The following is a 16,383-nucleotide window of genomic DNA, read 5'->3' on the forward strand; positions in this document are numbered from 1 at the left end:
ACAACGCTACAGCGGCTAGCCGGTGCCCAGCATGCTGATGCGCACCAGGTCGGCCACATTATCGACACCCAGCTTGTCCATCAGGCGCGCCTTGTGCACTTCCACCGTGCGCACGGAAATGCCCAGTGCCGGGGCAATATCGCGGTTGTGCTGGCCCGTCACCACCAGATGCATCACTTCCCGTTCGCGCGGCGTCAAGGCGCGCAGCAAGGCTAGCCCCTCCACCTGGCGCAGCAGCTGGCCGCGCGCATGCGCCTCGCGCGAAAACGCTTCATCGATGGCTGCCAGCAGCTTGTCGTGGTCAAACGGTTTTTCCAGGAAATCGCTGGCCTGCGCCTTGAAAGCCTGGCGTGCCAGGGCGACGTCGCCATGTCCCGTGATAATGATGATGGGCAGCATGCATTTGAGCTCCAGCAAGCGCCGCTGCAGGCTCAGGCCATCCATGCCCGACATGCGGATATCGATCAGCAGGCAGCCGGCCCACTCGGGCCGCCAGCTGTGCAGGAAATCCTCGCCGCAGGAAAACAGGGCCGTACGGTAGCCGCGTATGCCCAACAGCAAACCCAGCGCATCACGCACGGCGGGATCGTCATCCACGATAAACACCGTCAAATTATTTGTCACCATACTCTCCTGTAGCGGCCGCACTGGCGCGCGCCAGGGGCAGGACAAAACGAAATATGCCATGCTTGCCCACTTCGGCCCATAGCTGGCCGCCATGCGCTTCGACGATGCTGCGGCTGAGCACCAGCCCCAGACCCAGGCCGCTGGCCTTGGTCGAGACGAACGGTTCGAACAGGCGTGCCGCCAGGCTATTGGAAATGCCGGGGCCGCTATCTTCCACGGACAGGCGCAGCCGCCCTCCTTCGAGCCGCTCGGCCGAGACCGTGATGCGGCGCTGACCGCGCGGCTGGCCCATCACCGCATCCTGCGCATTGGCCAATAAATTACGCAACACCAGCTCGATTTGCAGACGGTCGGCGTTGACGGCCAGCGGTGACGGCGGCGCCAGCACCAGCTCGATGCCATGCTCATGGAACAGCGGCGTAAACTGGCGCGCCATGCCCTCGATCAAGGCGCTCGCCTCCACCGCTTCGAGTTGCATCGCGCCAGTGCGGAAAAAGTCGCGCAGGCGGCGCACCACCTCTGCGGCGCGTCCCGATTCGACGATCATATGCCCCACGGCGCCCTGCAGCAAGGCGCCGGTCTCACCGCGTTCCAGCAAGTATTCGCACGCCTTGCCATAGGTCGACAAGGCCGTCAGCGGCTGGTTCAGCTCATGCGCGAGAGCCGCCGCCATCTCGCCAGCTGCCGCCAGGCGCATCGTGTGTTTCAGTTCGTCGGCCACCTGGCGCATTTCATCGACGACGATGCCGATAAAAAATCCCACCAGCGCCAGCACGGCGTCGAGCAATTGCAATTCATAGAACTGGATATCGACTGCATGCGTCCATTTCACCAGGGTGATGATGCACAGTTGCAATACAAACACGGCCAGCATGGCGCCATGCAAACCCTGGCGCGAGGCAGCCCAGATCACGGGGAGAAACAGGAAATAGAAATGCTTGTATTCGGAACGCACGATGGAACCGAAGAGGCTCCACAACACGAAGCTGGCCAGGGCCAGATACGCCAGGGTTTCCCAGCGCCAGACGGCGGCATGCAGGCGTTCGCGCCCGCGCTCGCTGAACAGCACCCAGATCAGTGGCATCGACACCAGCATGCCGACCGTGTCGCCGATGCCGAAACGCCAGACTGCCGTTGCCCATTCGCCGGCCGGGATGCGTCCCGTCAGCGACAGCAAAGAAATATAGCCAAGCGCATTGAGCACGGTGCCCAACAGCACGATGGCAACCCAGGCGCTCAGGCGGCGCCGGTTGTCGAAAATGTCGCTGCTGCTGAAACTGCGGCGCAAGACTGCGCCCATACCGCCATAGCCGAGCACCAGCCACGCCGAACAGAGCAAGGTCAGGGGCAGGCCTGCCGGCAGGCCGCGCACCAGCACCTCACCAGCCACCAGGGCGATAAACCACGGCAGCGCCGCCTTGCGGCCGTGGATCAGCCAAAATACCAGACCCAGCGCGGGATCGGGATTCCAGGGGGTGATGTTCAGCCCGTACATCGGATCGATATAGGTCGCCCAATCAAACAGCAGATACAGGCCGACAAAGGCAGGATACGGCAGGTAGCGGGACAGGAATGGGTGCATAACGGTGTTTTTTAACTGTCCCGCATTATGCATCGCAAGCGTGCGCCACGCCATCTCATCTTGCGTTATAGGCACATGCAATAATCTTCATGCAATGTCGCAAGGCGCGCCAGCGCAGTCAGGCCTCGGCCAGCGGCAAGCGCACCTCCACCAGCAAGCCCAGCCCACCATTACCGCTGTGCAACTGAATCGTGCCGCCGTGCTGGCGCACGACGGAAGCGACGATGGACAAGCCTAGGCCGCTGCCCGGCTGGGCCTGCTGCGGCGCACGGAAAAAGCGGTCGAATACGCGTTCATACAGCGCCGGCGCAATGCCCGGCCCCTGATCGGCCACATGCAACACGGCCTGGCCCCGCTCCGCATGCAGCGACACCGTCACGCTGCTGCCGCGCGGGCTGTACTTGATGGCGTTTTCCACCAGGTTGTCGATCAGCGAGACCAGGCTTTCGCGCTGTCCGGGTACGCTGAGCGAGACGCTGGCTTGCAATTCAAGTTCGATATCGCCTGCCTGTGCCAGGCCGGACAGGGCCGCCAGGCGGTCTTGCAACAAGGTATCGAGCGCCTGCCGCCGCGGCAACTCGCCCCCGCCCGCCTGCACTTCGCTGCGCGTCAGTTGCAGCAGCTGGCCCACGAGGCGCGCGGCCCGGTTGCCGCTGTTCAAGATACCGTCCAGCAGCTCTTGCTGACGCGCATCATGCGCCTGCCCCTGCAAGGCCTCGACATTCACGCGCATGGCTGCCAGCGGCGTGCGCAGCTCATGCGTGGCATCGGCGATGAAGCTGCGTTCGCGCGCGGCGCTGGCATCGACCCGCTGCAACAGGGCATTGATATTATCGACCAGCGCCGCCAGTTCGCCATGCGGCGGCTTGAACGCCAGCGGACGCAAATCCTGCGGCCCGCGCGCCGCCACCTCCTGCGCCACCTTGCGCCACGGGCGCATGGCAAGGCGGATCGACAGCCAGGCTGGCACCAGCAGGAACGGCAGGCTGATCAGCAACGGCAGCAAGTAGTAGCCGCGTGAATTGATCGTGACGAAAAATTGCCAGGCGCCCCCCACTTCCAGCACGGTCACGCGGGTGGCCCCTTCGACCAAGCTGCGGCTGCGCCAGGCCTGGCCCTTGATATACACCACTTCCATCTGCTCAGGGCCGGCGCTGCGGATGCCGCTGGGTGCTGCGGGGGACTTGTAGACCAACTGGCCTTCGCGCCAGACCAGGATGCGCGGCGCCAGCTCAGGTACCTGGCCCATTTCAAATTCCTCGCGCAAGGCTTCGTCGATCGCACGCAAGCTTTGCTCCTGGCGCTGCGGCTGCTCGGCCAGGTTATCGGCCACGCTGATAATGGCGTGCAAGACGCCGCGGCTCACCGTGTTCGCTTCGCTCGTCCCCTCGAGCAGCACATACGCCACGGCCAGGCTCCACAGCACGGTCAGCATCAGCATTTGCGCCATCATCAGGCGGCGCACCAGGGTAGGCCGGCGCAGCATGGCCCAGAAACGCCCCATCATGCGCCGGCACCCGGCGGGGTGGATGTCTCGCCCTGCTGGTCGATGACATAGCCAACGCCGCGTACGGTACGGATATAACCTTCGCCTATCTTGCGGCGCAAGTTACCCATATGCACATCCAGGGTATTGCTGGCATTGGCCAGCCCACCGGGCAAGATGTGTTCTTCCAGCACACGCCGCGTGATGACCCGGTTGGCGCGCATCAGCAAGGTCTTCAGCAAGGCATATTCACTGGCGGTGAGCTCCACGGGCCGCCCATGCACGCTGACTCGGCGCGTGGGCACTTGCAGCAGCAGGCCGCGCAACTCGATGGTGTCGCCATCGAAGCCATAGCTGCGGCGTGCCAGGGCCCGCACGCGCGACAGCAGCTCGGCCAGCACAAACGGCTTCACCAGGTAATCGTCGGCGCCGCCGTCCAGGCCACGCAAACGCTGTTCCAGCGTATCGCGGGCGCTGAGGATCAGCACCGGCAGGCGCGCCGCGCGCAGCCGGGCCAGCAAATCGAGGCCATCGCCATCGGGCAAGCCCAGGTCCAGCAACACCAGTTCGCAACTGTCGTGCTCGATGCTGCGCGCCGCATCCTCCAGGCTGCGCACCCAGACCACTTGCATGCCCTGGTCGCGCAAGGCAATCCGCACGCCATTGCCCAAGTCCATATCATCTTCAATCAGCAGTATCTTCATGGTGAGTATTAAACCACCGCAAGCTGAAGAATGGGTAAAGAAGCGCTCTTCATTCAATCTTAATAAAAGGCTCATTTTTCCTTCATGGCAAGGATGGATACTGCCAGCAGTCAATCGAGCCACTCCGGACTCGGTTCTCCACCTGACGGAAAACTCCATGCACGCATCTACAACCTTGTTGACCTCGCTGGCACTGGCCTTTGGCCTGAGCTTGAACCCCCTGGCCGCTGCGGCGGCCGAACCGCCTGCGGAAAATGTCTTCACCATCGGCGGCGGTGTCGCCGCCGTATCCAGCTATTCCGGCTCCAACAAGCTGTCGGCCGCGCCCCTGATCATCCTCGATTACGCCATGGCCAATGGCCTGTTCATCAGCACCTCGCGCGGCATCGGCTATGGCGGCCAGGCCGGGCCCTTCAGCTACAGCGCGGCCCTGGGCTACCGCGGCAATCGCGAAGACCACAAGCGCACGGGGGTCAACGGCTTCGGCGGCGACGACTACCTGAAAGGCATGGGTGAAGTCAAGGGCAACGCCAGCGCCCTGCTCAGCGCGGGCTATTCGCCATTGCCGGGCCTGTCGCTGAGCGTGTCGAGCGATATTCCCCTGTCGAATCGCGAAAATGGCGCAAACGTACATTTCGGCGCGACAGGCCAGATCTACGGCAGGTCCGATGCCAAGGGCATGCAGAAGGACAGCGTGAGCATCGGCGGCCAGCTGGGCTGGGGCGAGCGCAAGTACGTGCAGACCATGTATGGCGTGACGGCCACCCAGGCCGCGAATACCTCGTTCAAGCAATACACGCCCAAAGGCGGTTTCTACGAAGCACAGGCCACGGTCAACTGGGAGCACCGCTTCGATGCGCGCTGGGGTATCAATACCCTGGTCGGCGTCGAGCGCCGCCTGGGCGACGCGGCCAAGAGCCCCATCGTGCAGCGCAAGACATCCCCGATCGGTGCCGTGTATGTCACTTACCGCTATTAAAACAGAGGGGGCATAAGGGGAACCCGTACGCTGTTTCGCCAATTTACACGGGGGAATGGCATGGATAAGATGACATGGTTTTCCGACTATGGCCATCCCTTCCATGCATGCATCGCGCCTTGCCCCGCAACGTCACCGCACCCCGGACAGCGCCGCGGGCGCGGGCGGCAAGCCGGGCCAGGATACCTTGCTGCTGCTCTTGCCCGTCAAGCGCGCCAGCGACATCATCTACGGCGCGCGCTACGCCAGGCGCCTGCAGGAATGGGGTATCCAGGTCAGCGTCAGCCTGCTGCACGTGACCCCGGCGCCACCGCGCCGGACCGATGGCTTGCCCCGGCACGATGCCGGTGAATGCCATGCGCTGGATCCGGCCACGCAGCAGATGATGTACGAGGCGGGACTGTATCTGAGCCGTTCGCAGCTCGCCTTCAGCGCCCATATTTTTGCCGGCGAGCTGCTGTTTACGATCCTCGATACGGCTGAACTGCTTGGTTGCCACGAAATCGTCCTGCCGGCCCTGCGTCACAGCCCTTGGCAGCGCCGCTTTTCCGGCGCGCTGGCGCGCAAGCTGGCGCGCGCCACGCGCAGCGCCACGGTATTGCTGGCCGATACCGACGGCATGAGCGGGCCGCCGCCTGCCTGAGGCGCAGCCGGCGCCCGGCCATCCACATACACATGGAAACTCTTTGATGACACAAGCTATTACCCTGCACGCGGGCCTGAGCAATATGCCGCCAGGCATGTCACGCGTGCGCGAGCTGCTCAAGCTGCAATTGCGGGCACAGCTGCAGCGCCAGCAGACACGTATCTGGCTGCAGCTGCTTAATTCCCATCCCGTGTTCCAGGACTTGCTGCAAGCCTATCCGCGCATGATGCACAAGGTGTACCGTCATTACCTGAGCACGAACCTGTCGTGCCGCCAGCGCGTCACCTTGCTGGTCGAGCACTATCATTTCATCCTGCAAGAAGGTTGGGGCAAGTTGATGACGCAGGCGGCGCGCGCGCCGGTACGGCTGGGTTCCGTGCCGGGAAAATCGGGCGTACCCTACCACCTGCAGCTGTGTTCGCTACAACCGATGGACCGCGAAGGCGAGATGGTCTTGCAACTGGCGCGCGGCGATGACGTGATCTATTCAGTCGCGTTTACCTTTTTCGGTTCCCGCACGCGCGCCAGCATGGGCGTAGGCATCGGTTGCCTCCAGGGTCCGCGTGGCGCGGAAGGCTTGCGCCGTGTACGGGAGGCAACGCGTGACTTGCATGGCATGCGCCCCAAGGCCCTGATGGTTCGCCTGGTGCGCCAGCTGGGACATGAACATGGCTGCCGCAACATGGTACTGGTAGGCAACGCCAACCGCGCCGTCCATCATTCCGCAAAAAAGGGCCGTTTGTTCGCCGACTACAATGCCTTATGGCAAGAACTCGGCGCCCAGGCACGCAAGGATGGCGATTTTGAGCTGCCATGCGAAAACTTGCCCCTGCCTGCCCTGGAAGACATTCCCTCGAAGAAGCGCTCGGAAGCACGCAAACGCCACGAACTGACGCTGGCTATGATCAGCAGCTTGCGTAGCGGCCTCGACGCCCATCGCAGCCCGGTGCAGGTCGCCACGGCAGGCACTGCGGCAACCGCAAACAGTGTACGGCAATCGGCCGATCTGGAAGACGACGACTACGCTTCCGCTGTCGCCTGAGGCCCCCGGCACCCGCACGACGCCCCGCCCCCGCGTCGTTGTTCGCCATCATTGCCGCACCACCGCCCCTCTTGCAGCACACGCTTCAACCCATGCGCCGCCCAATCCTGTTACGCTAGCACTATCGGCATGCACTGCGGTGCGCCGGTTCCCCCAACGCTTACTAGGAGGCATTCATGCGTGTAGACATCTACCGCCGGGCCGAGCACGACGGCATTTTTTCCTATCTCGCCGTGCCGGAAGGCAAGCTCATTCCAGAAGAAGTTACCAATACCGACTGGCAGCTGGAAGTACGCGCCAGCGAAGTGGCCGACGATGCCAAAGCCTTGCCCAACTACCATATCGAACAGCCGCACCAGCAGATCGCCGCCAAGGGCTATGCGATCACGGGCCTGAAAGACATGTAAACGAAAAAAGCCAAACCAGCATGTCTGCGGTTTGGCTTTGTTGTATGCGCCGGGCGGTGCCGGTCAGTATTCGACCGCCACTTCTTGCGCGCCCAGCATTTGCTCCAGCGCCATCTGCAATTCATCCGATGGCGCCACTTTCCACTCGTCACCAAACTGCAGCACGCAACTGACGCCTTGCGGGCTGACCCGCGCGGCAATCGGCAAACCCGTCTCGGCGCGGTGCGGCAGGATCACGTCACGAATGCGCTTGGCGTCCAGGGTGGCCGGCAAGGTCAGGCCCAGCTGGCGGCCATACTGCACGCGCGCGGCGATGATGTCGAAGGCGCTCTCGGCCGTGATGCGCAAACCGCCCGAAAAACGGTCTTCCGACACCTTGCCCACGACGGCCAGGAATTCATCTTCCTTGAAGATTTTCCGGTTGGCGTCGAACAATTCGCCGTACACCGTCACTTCCACCGTACCGCTTTTGTCATCGAGCGTGACGATGAGAATCTTGCCGCGCTGCGTCATCTGCGTGCGCAAGCCCGTGATGACGCCGGCCATCATGCGCGGCTCGCGCGACGGCGACAGTTCCGACAATTTCGTGCGCGCAAAACGGCGCGCCTCGGGCGCATACGAGTCGAACAAATGGCCGGACAGGTAAAAGCCCAGCGCGATCTTTTCTTCCGTCAGGCGCTGCTTGTCGGTCCACACGGGCACTTTGACGTACTCGGGCGGCGCCACCATGTCGCTGTCGTCGCCACCGAACAAGCTCACCTGATTGGCCGCCTTGGCGGCCTGGTCGGCGCATTCCATGGCGAACGCCACGGACGCGAGCAGAATGGCGCGGTCGACCTTCAGGCAGTCGAAAGCGCCACTGCGTATCAGGGACTCGATGGTGCGGCGGTTGATCTGCTTCTTGTCCACGCGCTTGCAGAAATCGAACAGGCTCGTGAATGGCCCGCCCGCCTCGCGCGCGGCGATGATGGCTTCGATGGCGTTCTGACCCGAACCCTTCACGGCGCCCAGGCCATAGCGGATCTGCGTGACTTTCTTGCCGCTCACGGACGGCGCTGCACCGCTCGGCATGAAGCGGTAATCGGATTCGTTGATATCCGGCGGCAACAAGGTCAGCTTGCAGATTTCCAGCGAGTCTTCCACCAGGATCTTGATCTTGTCCGTGTCATCCATGGCCAGCGACAAGTTGGCAGCCATGAAGGCAGCCGTGTGGTGCGCTTTCAAATACGCCGTGTGGTATGACAGCAGAGCGTAGGCGGCGGCGTGCGATTTGTTGAAACCGTAGCCGGCGAACTTTTCCATCAAGTCGAATATCTCGTCGGCCTTTTCCGCCGTCAAGCCATCCTTGGCCGCACCGGCGCGGAAGATCTCGCGGTGCTCGGCCATCTCTTCGGCCTTCTTTTTACCCATGGCGCGGCGCAACATGTCGGCGCCGCCCAGCGAGTAGCCGCCGACGATCTGCGCCATCTGCATCACCTGCTCCTGATACACCATGATGCCGTAGGTTTCGGACAGAATCGATTCCGTGCGCGGATCGGGATAATCGAAACGTTCGCCGTGCTTGCGTTTGCAGAAGTCGGGAATCAGGTCCATCGGACCGGGACGGTACAAGGCCACGAGCGCGATAATGTCTTCGAAACGGTCGGGACGCGCGTCTTTCAGCATGCCCTGCATGCCGCGCGACTCGAGCTGGAACACGGCCACGGTCTTGGCCTTGGTCAGCAAGTCATACGATGGCTTGTCGTTCAGCGGCAAGGTCGCCAGGTCAAAGTTCGCCTGCGCGGGATCGAGCTGCTTGATGTAGCGCACGGCGCGGTCGAGAATCGTCAGGGTCGTCAGACCCAAGAAGTCGAACTTCACGAGGCCGACGGCTTCCACGTCATCCTTGTCGTACTGCGATACGACGCCGGAATCCCCGCCCTGCGTGTACAGCGGGCAGAAATCCGTCAGCTTGCCGGGTGCAATCAGGACGCCCCCCGCGTGCATGCCGATATTGCGCGTGATGCCTTCGACTTGCTGCGCCAGGTCCAGCAGTTGCTTGACCTCTTCCTCGTTTTCCAGGCGCTCCTTGAGCAGCGGTTCCTCCTCGATGGCGTCGGCGATCGACACGGGTTTGCCCGGCTTGAACGGGATCAGCTTGGAGATGCCGTCGCAGAAGTTGTAGCCGAAGTCCATCACGCGGCCGACGTCGCGGATCGCGCCCTTGGCCGCCATGGTACCGAAGGTGGCGATCTGCGAAACGGCCTCCTTGCCATACAAATCCTTGACGTGCTGGATGACTCTGTCGCGCCCTTCCTGGCAAAAGTCAATATCGAAGTCGGGCATCGAGACCCGTTCGGGATTCAAGAAGCGCTCGAACAGCAGGTTGTACTGCAATGGGTCCAGGTCGGTAATGAGCAGCGAATACGCCACCAGCGAACCCGCACCCGAACCGCGGCCAGGGCCGACGGGCACGCCGTTTTCCTTGGCCCACTGGATAAACTCGGCCACGATCAGGAAGTAGCCGGGGAATTTCATGTTGCAAATCGTGTCCGTCTCGAATTTCAAGCGCGACTCGTAGCGCGGGCGCTCTTTCTCGCGGCGCTCAGGATCGGGATACAGCTGGATCAAACGCTTTTCCAGGCCCGCCTGCGATTCGGCGACGAGGAACTGGTCGATCGTCATGCCGGGCGGCGTGGGGAAGTTCGGCAGTTGCGGCTTGCCCAGGGTCAAGGTCAAGTTGCAGCGCTTGGCGATTTCCACGGAATTGGCCAGCGCGGCCGGCAAGTCGGCGAACAGTTCCGCCATGTCGGCCTGCGACAGGAAGCGCTGACTGTCATTGAAGCGTTTTACGCGCTTGGCGTTGGCCAGCATTTCGCCTTCGGCGATACAGGTTCTGGCTTCGTGGGCAATAAATTCTTCTGGAGAAATAAATTGCACGGGATGCGTGGCCACCACGGGTAAACCGAGCTTGGCTGCCAGGGCCACCGCATGGCGCACCTGCGCTTCCTGGTTGGCCTGGCCGCCGCGCTGGATCTCGACATAGAAATGGCCAGGGAAAATCTCGGCCCAGCGTTGGGCGTTGCGCTCGGCCAGGGCCAGGTTGCCATTCTCGATAGCAATACCGACATCGCCGAAGTGCGCGCCGGACAGCACGATCAAGCCATCGGCCGCGCTTTCGCCCGGATACAGCTCATAGGTATTCGTCGCCAGCGCCTGCAGCCACTCGATACGCAGTTCGGCGCGGCCCTTGTACTGGTTCGTCAGCCAGGCCGTCGACAACAGTTCGCACAGTTGCAGATAGCCCATGCGGTTCTTCGCCAGCAGCAGCAAGCGCGACGGCTTTTCGCGGTTGTCGTCATTCGTGATCCACACGTCGACGCCGACGATCGGCTTGATCCCCTTGCCGCGCGCTTCCTTGTAGAACTTGACCATGCCAAACAGGTTCGACAGGTCTGTGACGGCCAGCGCCACCTGCTTGTCCTTCGCCGCCGCCTTGACCACGTCGTCGATGCGCACCAGGCCATCGACGATCGAGTACTCCGAGTGCACGCGCAAATGGACGAAGGCAGGACCGGGCTGCATCGCTTGCTGTGAACCTGCCGGAGCGCCGGCCTCTTGCATTACCATTTCCATCCTGTGTACCGTTTCGTGCAAAATTCAATGGGGTCTATTCTACCGCGTCGCGGGTACGGATCGGGTATCCTGCCTGGCCTGTCGGGCTTATAATATCGGCTGTTCAGTCTAAGCCGATCGCCATCATGCAAGCCATCACCCCAGCAACACCCGCCGTTTCCGCCGCCGCCAGCCCGCTGGCCGCCACCCTCGCCGCCACGTTTGTCAATATCGCCGCGTATAAATTCATTACGCTAGCCGATACGGAAGCCATGCGTCCCTTGTATCAGGAGCAATGCCTGGCGCTGGAACTGAAGGGCACGATCCTGCTGACGCCGGAAGGCATCAACATGTTCCTGTCCGGTACGCGCGAGCATATCGACAACTTCCTCGCCTGGGTCCGCAGCGACGAGCGTCTGGCCGATCTGGAATGGAAGGAAAGCTTGTCGAACGAGCAATCGCACAAGCGCATGCTGGTCAAGCTGAAAAAAGAAATCATCACCATGCGCATGCCGCTGATCAAGCCGGAACTGGGCCGTGCACCGTCAGTCGACGCGCACACGCTCAAGCGCTGGCTCGACGCCGGGGTCGACGATGCGGGCAAACCGGTCGTCATGATGGAAACGCGCAATGCCTTTGAAGTGGACGTGGGTACGTTTAACAACACGCTTGATTATCGCATCGACAAGTTTACGGAATTCCCGGCCGTGGCTGCCGCCCACAAGGATGAACTGGAAGGCAAGACTGTCGTCACCTTCTGCACGGGCGGCATCCGCTGCGAAAAGGCCGCCATCCACATGAAGGAAATCGGCTACGACAGCGTGTACCAGCTCGACGGCGGCATCCTGAAATATTTCGAGGAAGTGGGCGGCGAGCACTACACGGGCGACTGCTTCGTCTTCGACTACCGCACGGCCCTGAACCCGAAACTGGAGCCGACGGAAACCGTGCAGTGTTTCGTCTGCCGCGCCGTCGTCACGCCGCGTCAGCAGCTGGCGCCGGAATATGTGTACGAGGTGTCCTGCCCGCATTGCTATGGTAAAAATAGGGCATAAAACCTAAGAGCGGTAGAGGCTACTTTTTCTCTTGCTTGAAATTGCAAAAGTGATAAAATTGCACGTCTAGACATTATGTCGCGCTACTTGCCCATAATTCACCACTACTAGGCCTGCAATATGAACAATCAAATTGAAATTCGCATTTTGCAAATCATTGAAGAAATCGCCATGACCTCCGTTTCCTTGGACGATTTACTTCTCGATGCCAACTTGATCGACTCAATTTCGGCGGTGGATTTGGCGTTGCGGATTGAAGATGAATTTCACTGCGCAATACCGCCGCAAGAAATTACCGAACATATGAAGTCAGCACGTACCTTGTCGAGCTACGTACAACAACAGCATTAAGATGTTGGCTCGCATATGTAAGTCCCGCCTTTTTCTCCATGTAGGCGCCATTGCCGCAGCTTCGCTCATCGGCGCCGGAGTTTATTTCCTCCTTTCCGACCACCCCGTCAAACCACCCAGTGCCGGCCTATACTTGCCAAATATTGGCCATGGTAAAGAAGTTACAGAAAATATCGTGCAATTTTCCAGCGCACTGGCAAGCGGGAAAACAGCAGTGATCTTGGGTTCTTCGGAACTCTCGACACCGGAGAGCACATACATTCCATACAACTATTTGCCTAAAAAATTGCATGTCCCTGTGCTTGCTTACGGTCATGCCCATTTTCAATCATTCGGTATTTATGGCTTGCTGGCTGCAAATACCAATGCACTCTCGCCGCAGAGTAAAGTGATTCTACTCCTTTCACCCGGCTGGTTTAATACCTCCACTACCCCCAGCGCAGCTTTCATAGAGCACTTTCAGCCACAAATTTTAAGTGCTTTATATCAAGTTCCGGATGCACGCAAACTGGTAAGCCAATATATTCAATTACATAAAACTGAATTTGATCAACTCTCACTTGTTCAGCAAGCTTTTTCTACTGACTCCGAACTTTTTATGTATACAGCAGCCCTAAAGGAAGGAACTTATGCATTCAAGTCCCGGTTGCGGATGATCGCTTCGGAGTACGTCTCGTTGACGCCCAACAATGAGGCGCCCAAGTTGCTATTTCCGTCCGCCGCAGAGTGGCAAGAGCAGGAACGCATTGCCCAGTCGATGGAGACCGATCAAATGCGCAAGAACACTCGCTGGGTGCGCGATGACTACCACGAAAAATACCTGAAGTCACTTCCAACAGAGGGCGCCGCTTATTTTTCACAATACCAGGATGCCAAAATCGAACTGGCAATGCTTAAGCAAGTCCTTGATCTATTAAAAAAACGAAATGTCCAGGCATTACTGATCATGCAAACCATCAATCCCCACGTGTACAAGGATGCGAACCGGGCCAAACAGATTGGCCAGCAAGTGTCATCGATGGCAAAAGATAGCGGCATGCATTATTTCGACATGAATGATGCCCGAGAATACAGGCCAGGACTGCTGCGCGACGGTATGCACATCGGCGAATTGGGCTGGGTGACGATCAATCGCCGCATTATGGAATATATGGTGCATTAATGAAATTACTCAAGCTAATAGCGCTGTACGGCGCCTTGCTGATTATGATTGTAATGTATTCGTCCGCCGAGGATGACGTTGCCGCCACAAGTAAAGTTCACTTCGAATACCAACAATTCTAATGATCGCACTATATTCCGGTGTTAATTTTTTTATCGCAGCCATCGCCATCGCAGGGCTATTCCTGACGGTAAAAAAAGCCCAGTCCATGGTGAATGCATATGCCGTAACCATCACCTTGCTGAGCATAGGACTGGCGGCCGCGATCTATGGTGCCAACTATGAAAAGCCGCTATTCTTGCTCGTGGTCACCGCGTCCACGCTGCAATTGCACCGCAGCGGACGAATTCCCAAAAAAGTCGCAGTGCTCCTCACTTTGTTGCCTCTTCTGCTGGGAAAGATCACAACACTACCGCTGCTCGCGATGCTCGGGCTATCCTTTGCTACTTTCCGTACCCTTGATGTTTTGCTGTATGCAAATGCAAAACAAAAGATCAATTGGCTCGACTATGCAGCCTATCTATTTTTCCCGCTGACCCTGCTGGCGGGTCCGATGTATCGCTGGCAAGCATTTCAGAAGGATCTAGCGGCGGGCTTTGGCCGGATCAGCAGCGACAACATCTTGCTGGGGCTGGAATTCGTACTGCTTGGCATTGCACAAAAATTCCTTGTTGCCGAAGCCATAGAGCGTTTTTTACTGTCAAATATCAATGCGCATGATTATTCTCCTACCGGTATCGCACTGAACGCCTTTAGCTATAGTACCTTCTTGTATTTCGATTTCGCTGGCTATTCCAATATGGCAGTAGGCATCGGCAAGATGCTCGGCCTCGAATTACCGATTAATTTCAACAATCCCATCCTCGCCAGCAATCCCCAGGATTTTTGGCGCCGCTGGCATATCAGCTTGTCGGAATGGTTGCGCGACGTGGTGTTTATGCCCGTGTATATGACGCTGTGCAAAACACCGTACTTCTCCACGCGGCGCCTGCTGGCACAGAATGTCGGCGTGTTCTTGACACTAGTGGTCATGGGGATCTGGAACGGCCTCTCACTGCATTACATTGTCAGCGGCGTGATGTTTGGCCTGTATTCAGTCTGCTTCAATATCATGGTTAATCGCTCCCACAGCTTTGCGATACTTGGATGGATGATGGGCAATCCTGTCTGCCGTGCCATAGGACGAATCATGACGATTATCCTGGCGATGCTGGCACTGTACGTGTTTAGCGGGCGCAGCCCGATTTAAAGAGAGAGAACCATGCGTTTTGATATCGAGCAGGGCCTGTTCATCGAGCAGAATCAAGGAGCAGAACTGCCTGCGCTTAACGACGGGGAGCGCACGCTCACCTGGCGCGAGTTTGCCTCAGCCGTCGCAGCGTGGGTAGAGCGCGCCCGACACCTCGGCGCCGTCAAGAATGTGCCTCTCGTAATATACGGACATAAGGAGGCCAATTTTTTCATCGCTATGACAGGTTGCCTGGTCATAGGCGCACCCTTCGTCCCCGCCGACACTATCTATCCAGAAGAACGCCTGGAACGTATCAAGGCAGCATCCGGCGCCACATTATGCTACACCAGCGAGAAAAACGAATTTACCGCAACGGGTCATGCGATAGGACAACAAACGAGTGAGGCCGATTTAGCCTATATCCTGTTTACTTCGGGTAGCACAGGAGAACCCAAAGGTGTACAAATTGGCCGCGACAGCGTTGCCTCGATGGTAACTTGGATGTCCGGGCACTTCGGACTTGGCGACGCTCCGATATTCATGAATCAGGCGCCATTTAGTTTCGACTTGTCGATGTACGAGGTGATGGCGACCTTGTCGATGGGGGGCTGCTGCGTGCTCAATGACCGTAAGCTCATTGGCAAGCCACTCGTGTTCCTGGAGCGACAACGCGATGCGGGTATCAGTTGCTGGGTTTCTACTCCCTCGTTCGCTCACCAGCAATTACTCAACAAGCAATTTTGTGCAGATTTTCTGCCAACCCTGAAGACCTTTCTGTTTTGCGGCGAGCCATTGGCGCACGCCATCGCCAAACGTCTCCGGGAGCGTTTTCCAAACAGTATTATCATCAATACCTATGGCCCGACTGAAGCAACCGTCGCGAGTACCTGGATCATCGTTGATGACGCCTTGCTGGCCAAATATAATCCCTTGCCTGTCGGATACAGCAAACCGGACGGTCACATTTTCCTTGATGCTCACAGTGGAGAAATATGCATCGCGGGTGACCATGTCATGAGGGGATATTTGAACAACCCCGAATTGAACGCCGAAAAACTTTTCGAATGCCGCGGACATCGTGCGTTCCGTACTGGCGATCTGGGCGAGATTGATGCCAATGGCCTGATATTTTGCCGTGGTCGTATTGATGACCAGATAAAGTTTAACGGCTTTCGCATTGAATTATCTGATATCGATAACGCCCTACAGCGCTTGGATGGCATCGCCAGCGCAGCTACCGTGGCGCTGCGCCGGCCAGATGGAACGGTGGGACGTTTGCTGGGTTTTCTTGTGAGCGAAAACGGGCTGACCAACAAGGACACGCTCGACGTCTACAAGAGCAAGCTCGGTCAGATGCTACCCAACTATATGGTTCCATCTGAACTGATCGTCACAACGTCGCTCCCGCTTTCGATTAATCACAAAGTCGATCGCAAGGCACTCGCGGATGGATACCGAAATAAAAACCTGGCGCAGTAGTGCACACATTGAGACTTACTAAATACGTCAATTTTCAA

The 16,383-nt window shown here is 59.0% G+C and carries 14 protein-coding genes; 9 read left to right on the plus strand and 5 right to left on the minus strand.

Features of this window, described 5'->3' with window-relative positions; all coding sequences use genetic code 11:
* Positions 1-15: 15 nt before the first annotated feature.
* From ACQ4WY_RS09785 to ACQ4WY_RS09800, 4 genes are all read right to left on the minus strand, one after another.
* Complete coding sequence (locus tag ACQ4WY_RS09785; RefSeq protein ID WP_436503812.1) at positions 16-624, minus strand: response regulator transcription factor; 609 nt, start codon at positions 622-624, stop codon at positions 16-18.
* Entirely contained in the window at positions 614-2,209 is a 1,596-nt protein-coding gene (locus ACQ4WY_RS09790) for an ATP-binding protein (protein ID WP_436503813.1), read from the minus strand. Before ACQ4WY_RS09790 ends, ACQ4WY_RS09785 begins: the two co-directional genes overlap by 11 nt.
* A gap of 118 nt (positions 2,210-2,327) precedes the next feature.
* On the minus strand, positions 2,328-3,716 hold the full coding sequence (locus ACQ4WY_RS09795) for a sensor histidine kinase (protein WP_436503814.1): 1,389 nt from the start codon (positions 3,714-3,716) through the stop codon (positions 2,328-2,330).
* Positions 3,713-4,399, minus strand: a complete 687-nt coding sequence (locus tag ACQ4WY_RS09800; RefSeq protein ID WP_034786469.1) for a response regulator — start codon at positions 4,397-4,399, stop codon at positions 3,713-3,715. Before ACQ4WY_RS09800 ends, ACQ4WY_RS09795 begins: the two co-directional genes overlap by 4 nt.
* 157 nt (positions 4,400-4,556) lie before the next feature.
* Between ACQ4WY_RS09800 and ACQ4WY_RS09805 the strand changes: the two genes are divergently transcribed.
* The 4 genes from ACQ4WY_RS09805 to ACQ4WY_RS09820 all read left to right on the plus strand — a co-directional run bounded on the left by ACQ4WY_RS09805 (position 4,557) and on the right by ACQ4WY_RS09820 (position 7,473).
* Positions 4,557-5,378, plus strand: a complete 822-nt coding sequence (locus ACQ4WY_RS09805) for a MipA/OmpV family protein (protein WP_436503815.1) — start codon at positions 4,557-4,559, stop codon at positions 5,376-5,378.
* A gap of 88 nt (positions 5,379-5,466) precedes the next feature.
* A complete protein-coding gene (locus tag ACQ4WY_RS09810) occupies positions 5,467-6,021 on the plus strand; it encodes an adenine nucleotide alpha hydrolase family protein (protein WP_436503816.1) in 555 nt (184 codons plus the stop codon).
* Between the two features lie 46 nt (positions 6,022-6,067).
* A complete protein-coding gene (locus ACQ4WY_RS09815; protein ID WP_436503817.1) occupies positions 6,068-7,066 on the plus strand; it encodes a DUF535 family protein in 999 nt (332 codons plus the stop codon).
* Between the two features lie 176 nt (positions 7,067-7,242).
* On the plus strand, positions 7,243-7,473 hold the full coding sequence (locus tag ACQ4WY_RS09820) for a DUF6139 family protein (protein ID WP_353660166.1): 231 nt from the start codon (positions 7,243-7,245) through the stop codon (positions 7,471-7,473).
* Positions 7,474-7,536: 63 nt separating this feature from the next.
* Here the strand turns inward: ACQ4WY_RS09820 and dnaE are convergent, their stop codons facing one another.
* Positions 7,537-11,076 (minus strand): DNA polymerase III subunit alpha, encoded by a 3,540-nt coding sequence (gene dnaE / locus ACQ4WY_RS09825; RefSeq protein ID WP_436503818.1) that lies wholly within the window; start codon positions 11,074-11,076, stop codon positions 7,537-7,539.
* A 137-nt stretch (positions 11,077-11,213) separates the two neighbouring features.
* On the opposite strand from dnaE, the gene ACQ4WY_RS09830 reads away from it, so the two are divergent.
* The 5 genes from ACQ4WY_RS09830 to ACQ4WY_RS09850 all read left to right on the plus strand — a co-directional run bounded on the left by ACQ4WY_RS09830 (position 11,214) and on the right by ACQ4WY_RS09850 (position 16,345).
* Positions 11,214-12,122 carry a sulfurtransferase gene (locus ACQ4WY_RS09830; RefSeq protein WP_436503819.1) on the plus strand — a complete coding sequence of 303 codons (909 nt, stop codon included), beginning with the start codon at positions 11,214-11,216 and terminating at the stop codon, positions 12,120-12,122.
* Between the two features lie 120 nt (positions 12,123-12,242).
* A complete protein-coding gene (locus tag ACQ4WY_RS09835) occupies positions 12,243-12,473 on the plus strand; it encodes an acyl carrier protein (RefSeq protein ID WP_436503820.1) in 231 nt (76 codons plus the stop codon).
* Between the two features lies 1 nt (position 12,474).
* A complete protein-coding gene (locus ACQ4WY_RS09840; protein ID WP_436503821.1) occupies positions 12,475-13,635 on the plus strand; it encodes a D-alanyl-lipoteichoic acid biosynthesis protein DltD in 1,161 nt (386 codons plus the stop codon).
* 121 nt (positions 13,636-13,756) lie between these two features.
* The gene (locus ACQ4WY_RS09845; protein ID WP_436503822.1) at positions 13,757-14,884 is read left to right on the plus strand and encodes an MBOAT family O-acyltransferase; all 1,128 of its coding nucleotides are present in this window, start codon (positions 13,757-13,759) and stop codon (positions 14,882-14,884) included.
* 12 nt (positions 14,885-14,896) lie between these two features.
* Complete coding sequence (locus tag ACQ4WY_RS09850) at positions 14,897-16,345, plus strand: D-alanine--poly(phosphoribitol) ligase (RefSeq protein WP_436503823.1); 1,449 nt, start codon at positions 14,897-14,899, stop codon at positions 16,343-16,345.
* Positions 16,346-16,383: the final 38 nt, after the last annotated feature.

This window comes from Janthinobacterium salmonicoloratum, from assembly GCF_051380845.1.
GTDB lineage: Bacteria > Pseudomonadota > Gammaproteobacteria > Burkholderiales > Burkholderiaceae_D > Janthinobacterium > Janthinobacterium lividum_F.

Bases quoted from the DNA above. Each gene is read 5' to 3' on its own strand.
- ACQ4WY_RS09790 (WP_436503813.1), bottom strand. From the start codon at position 2,209: ATGCACCCATTCCTGTCCCGCTACCTGCCGTATCCTGCCTTTGTCGGC.
- ACQ4WY_RS09850 (WP_436503823.1), top strand. From the start codon at position 14,897: ATGCGTTTTGATATCGAGCAGGGCCTGTTCATCGAGCAGAATCAAGGA.
- ACQ4WY_RS09830 (WP_436503819.1), top strand. From the start codon at position 11,214: ATGCAAGCCATCACCCCAGCAACACCCGCCGTTTCCGCCGCCGCCAGC.
- ACQ4WY_RS09835 (WP_436503820.1), top strand. From the start codon at position 12,243: ATGAACAATCAAATTGAAATTCGCATTTTGCAAATCATTGAAGAAATC.
- ACQ4WY_RS09795 (WP_436503814.1), bottom strand. From the start codon at position 3,716: ATGATGGGGCGTTTCTGGGCCATGCTGCGCCGGCCTACCCTGGTGCGC.
- ACQ4WY_RS09800 (WP_034786469.1), bottom strand. From the start codon at position 4,399: ATGAAGATACTGCTGATTGAAGATGATATGGACTTGGGCAATGGCGTG.
- ACQ4WY_RS09820 (WP_353660166.1), top strand. From the start codon at position 7,243: ATGCGTGTAGACATCTACCGCCGGGCCGAGCACGACGGCATTTTTTCC.
- ACQ4WY_RS09840 (WP_436503821.1), top strand. From the start codon at position 12,475: ATGTTGGCTCGCATATGTAAGTCCCGCCTTTTTCTCCATGTAGGCGCC.
- ACQ4WY_RS09805 (WP_436503815.1), top strand. From the start codon at position 4,557: ATGCACGCATCTACAACCTTGTTGACCTCGCTGGCACTGGCCTTTGGC.
- ACQ4WY_RS09815 (WP_436503817.1), top strand. From the start codon at position 6,068: ATGACACAAGCTATTACCCTGCACGCGGGCCTGAGCAATATGCCGCCA.
- dnaE (WP_436503818.1), bottom strand. From the start codon at position 11,076: ATGCAAGAGGCCGGCGCTCCGGCAGGTTCACAGCAAGCGATGCAGCCC.
- ACQ4WY_RS09810 (WP_436503816.1), top strand. From the start codon at position 5,467: ATGGCCATCCCTTCCATGCATGCATCGCGCCTTGCCCCGCAACGTCAC.
- ACQ4WY_RS09845 (WP_436503822.1), top strand. From the start codon at position 13,757: ATGATCGCACTATATTCCGGTGTTAATTTTTTTATCGCAGCCATCGCC.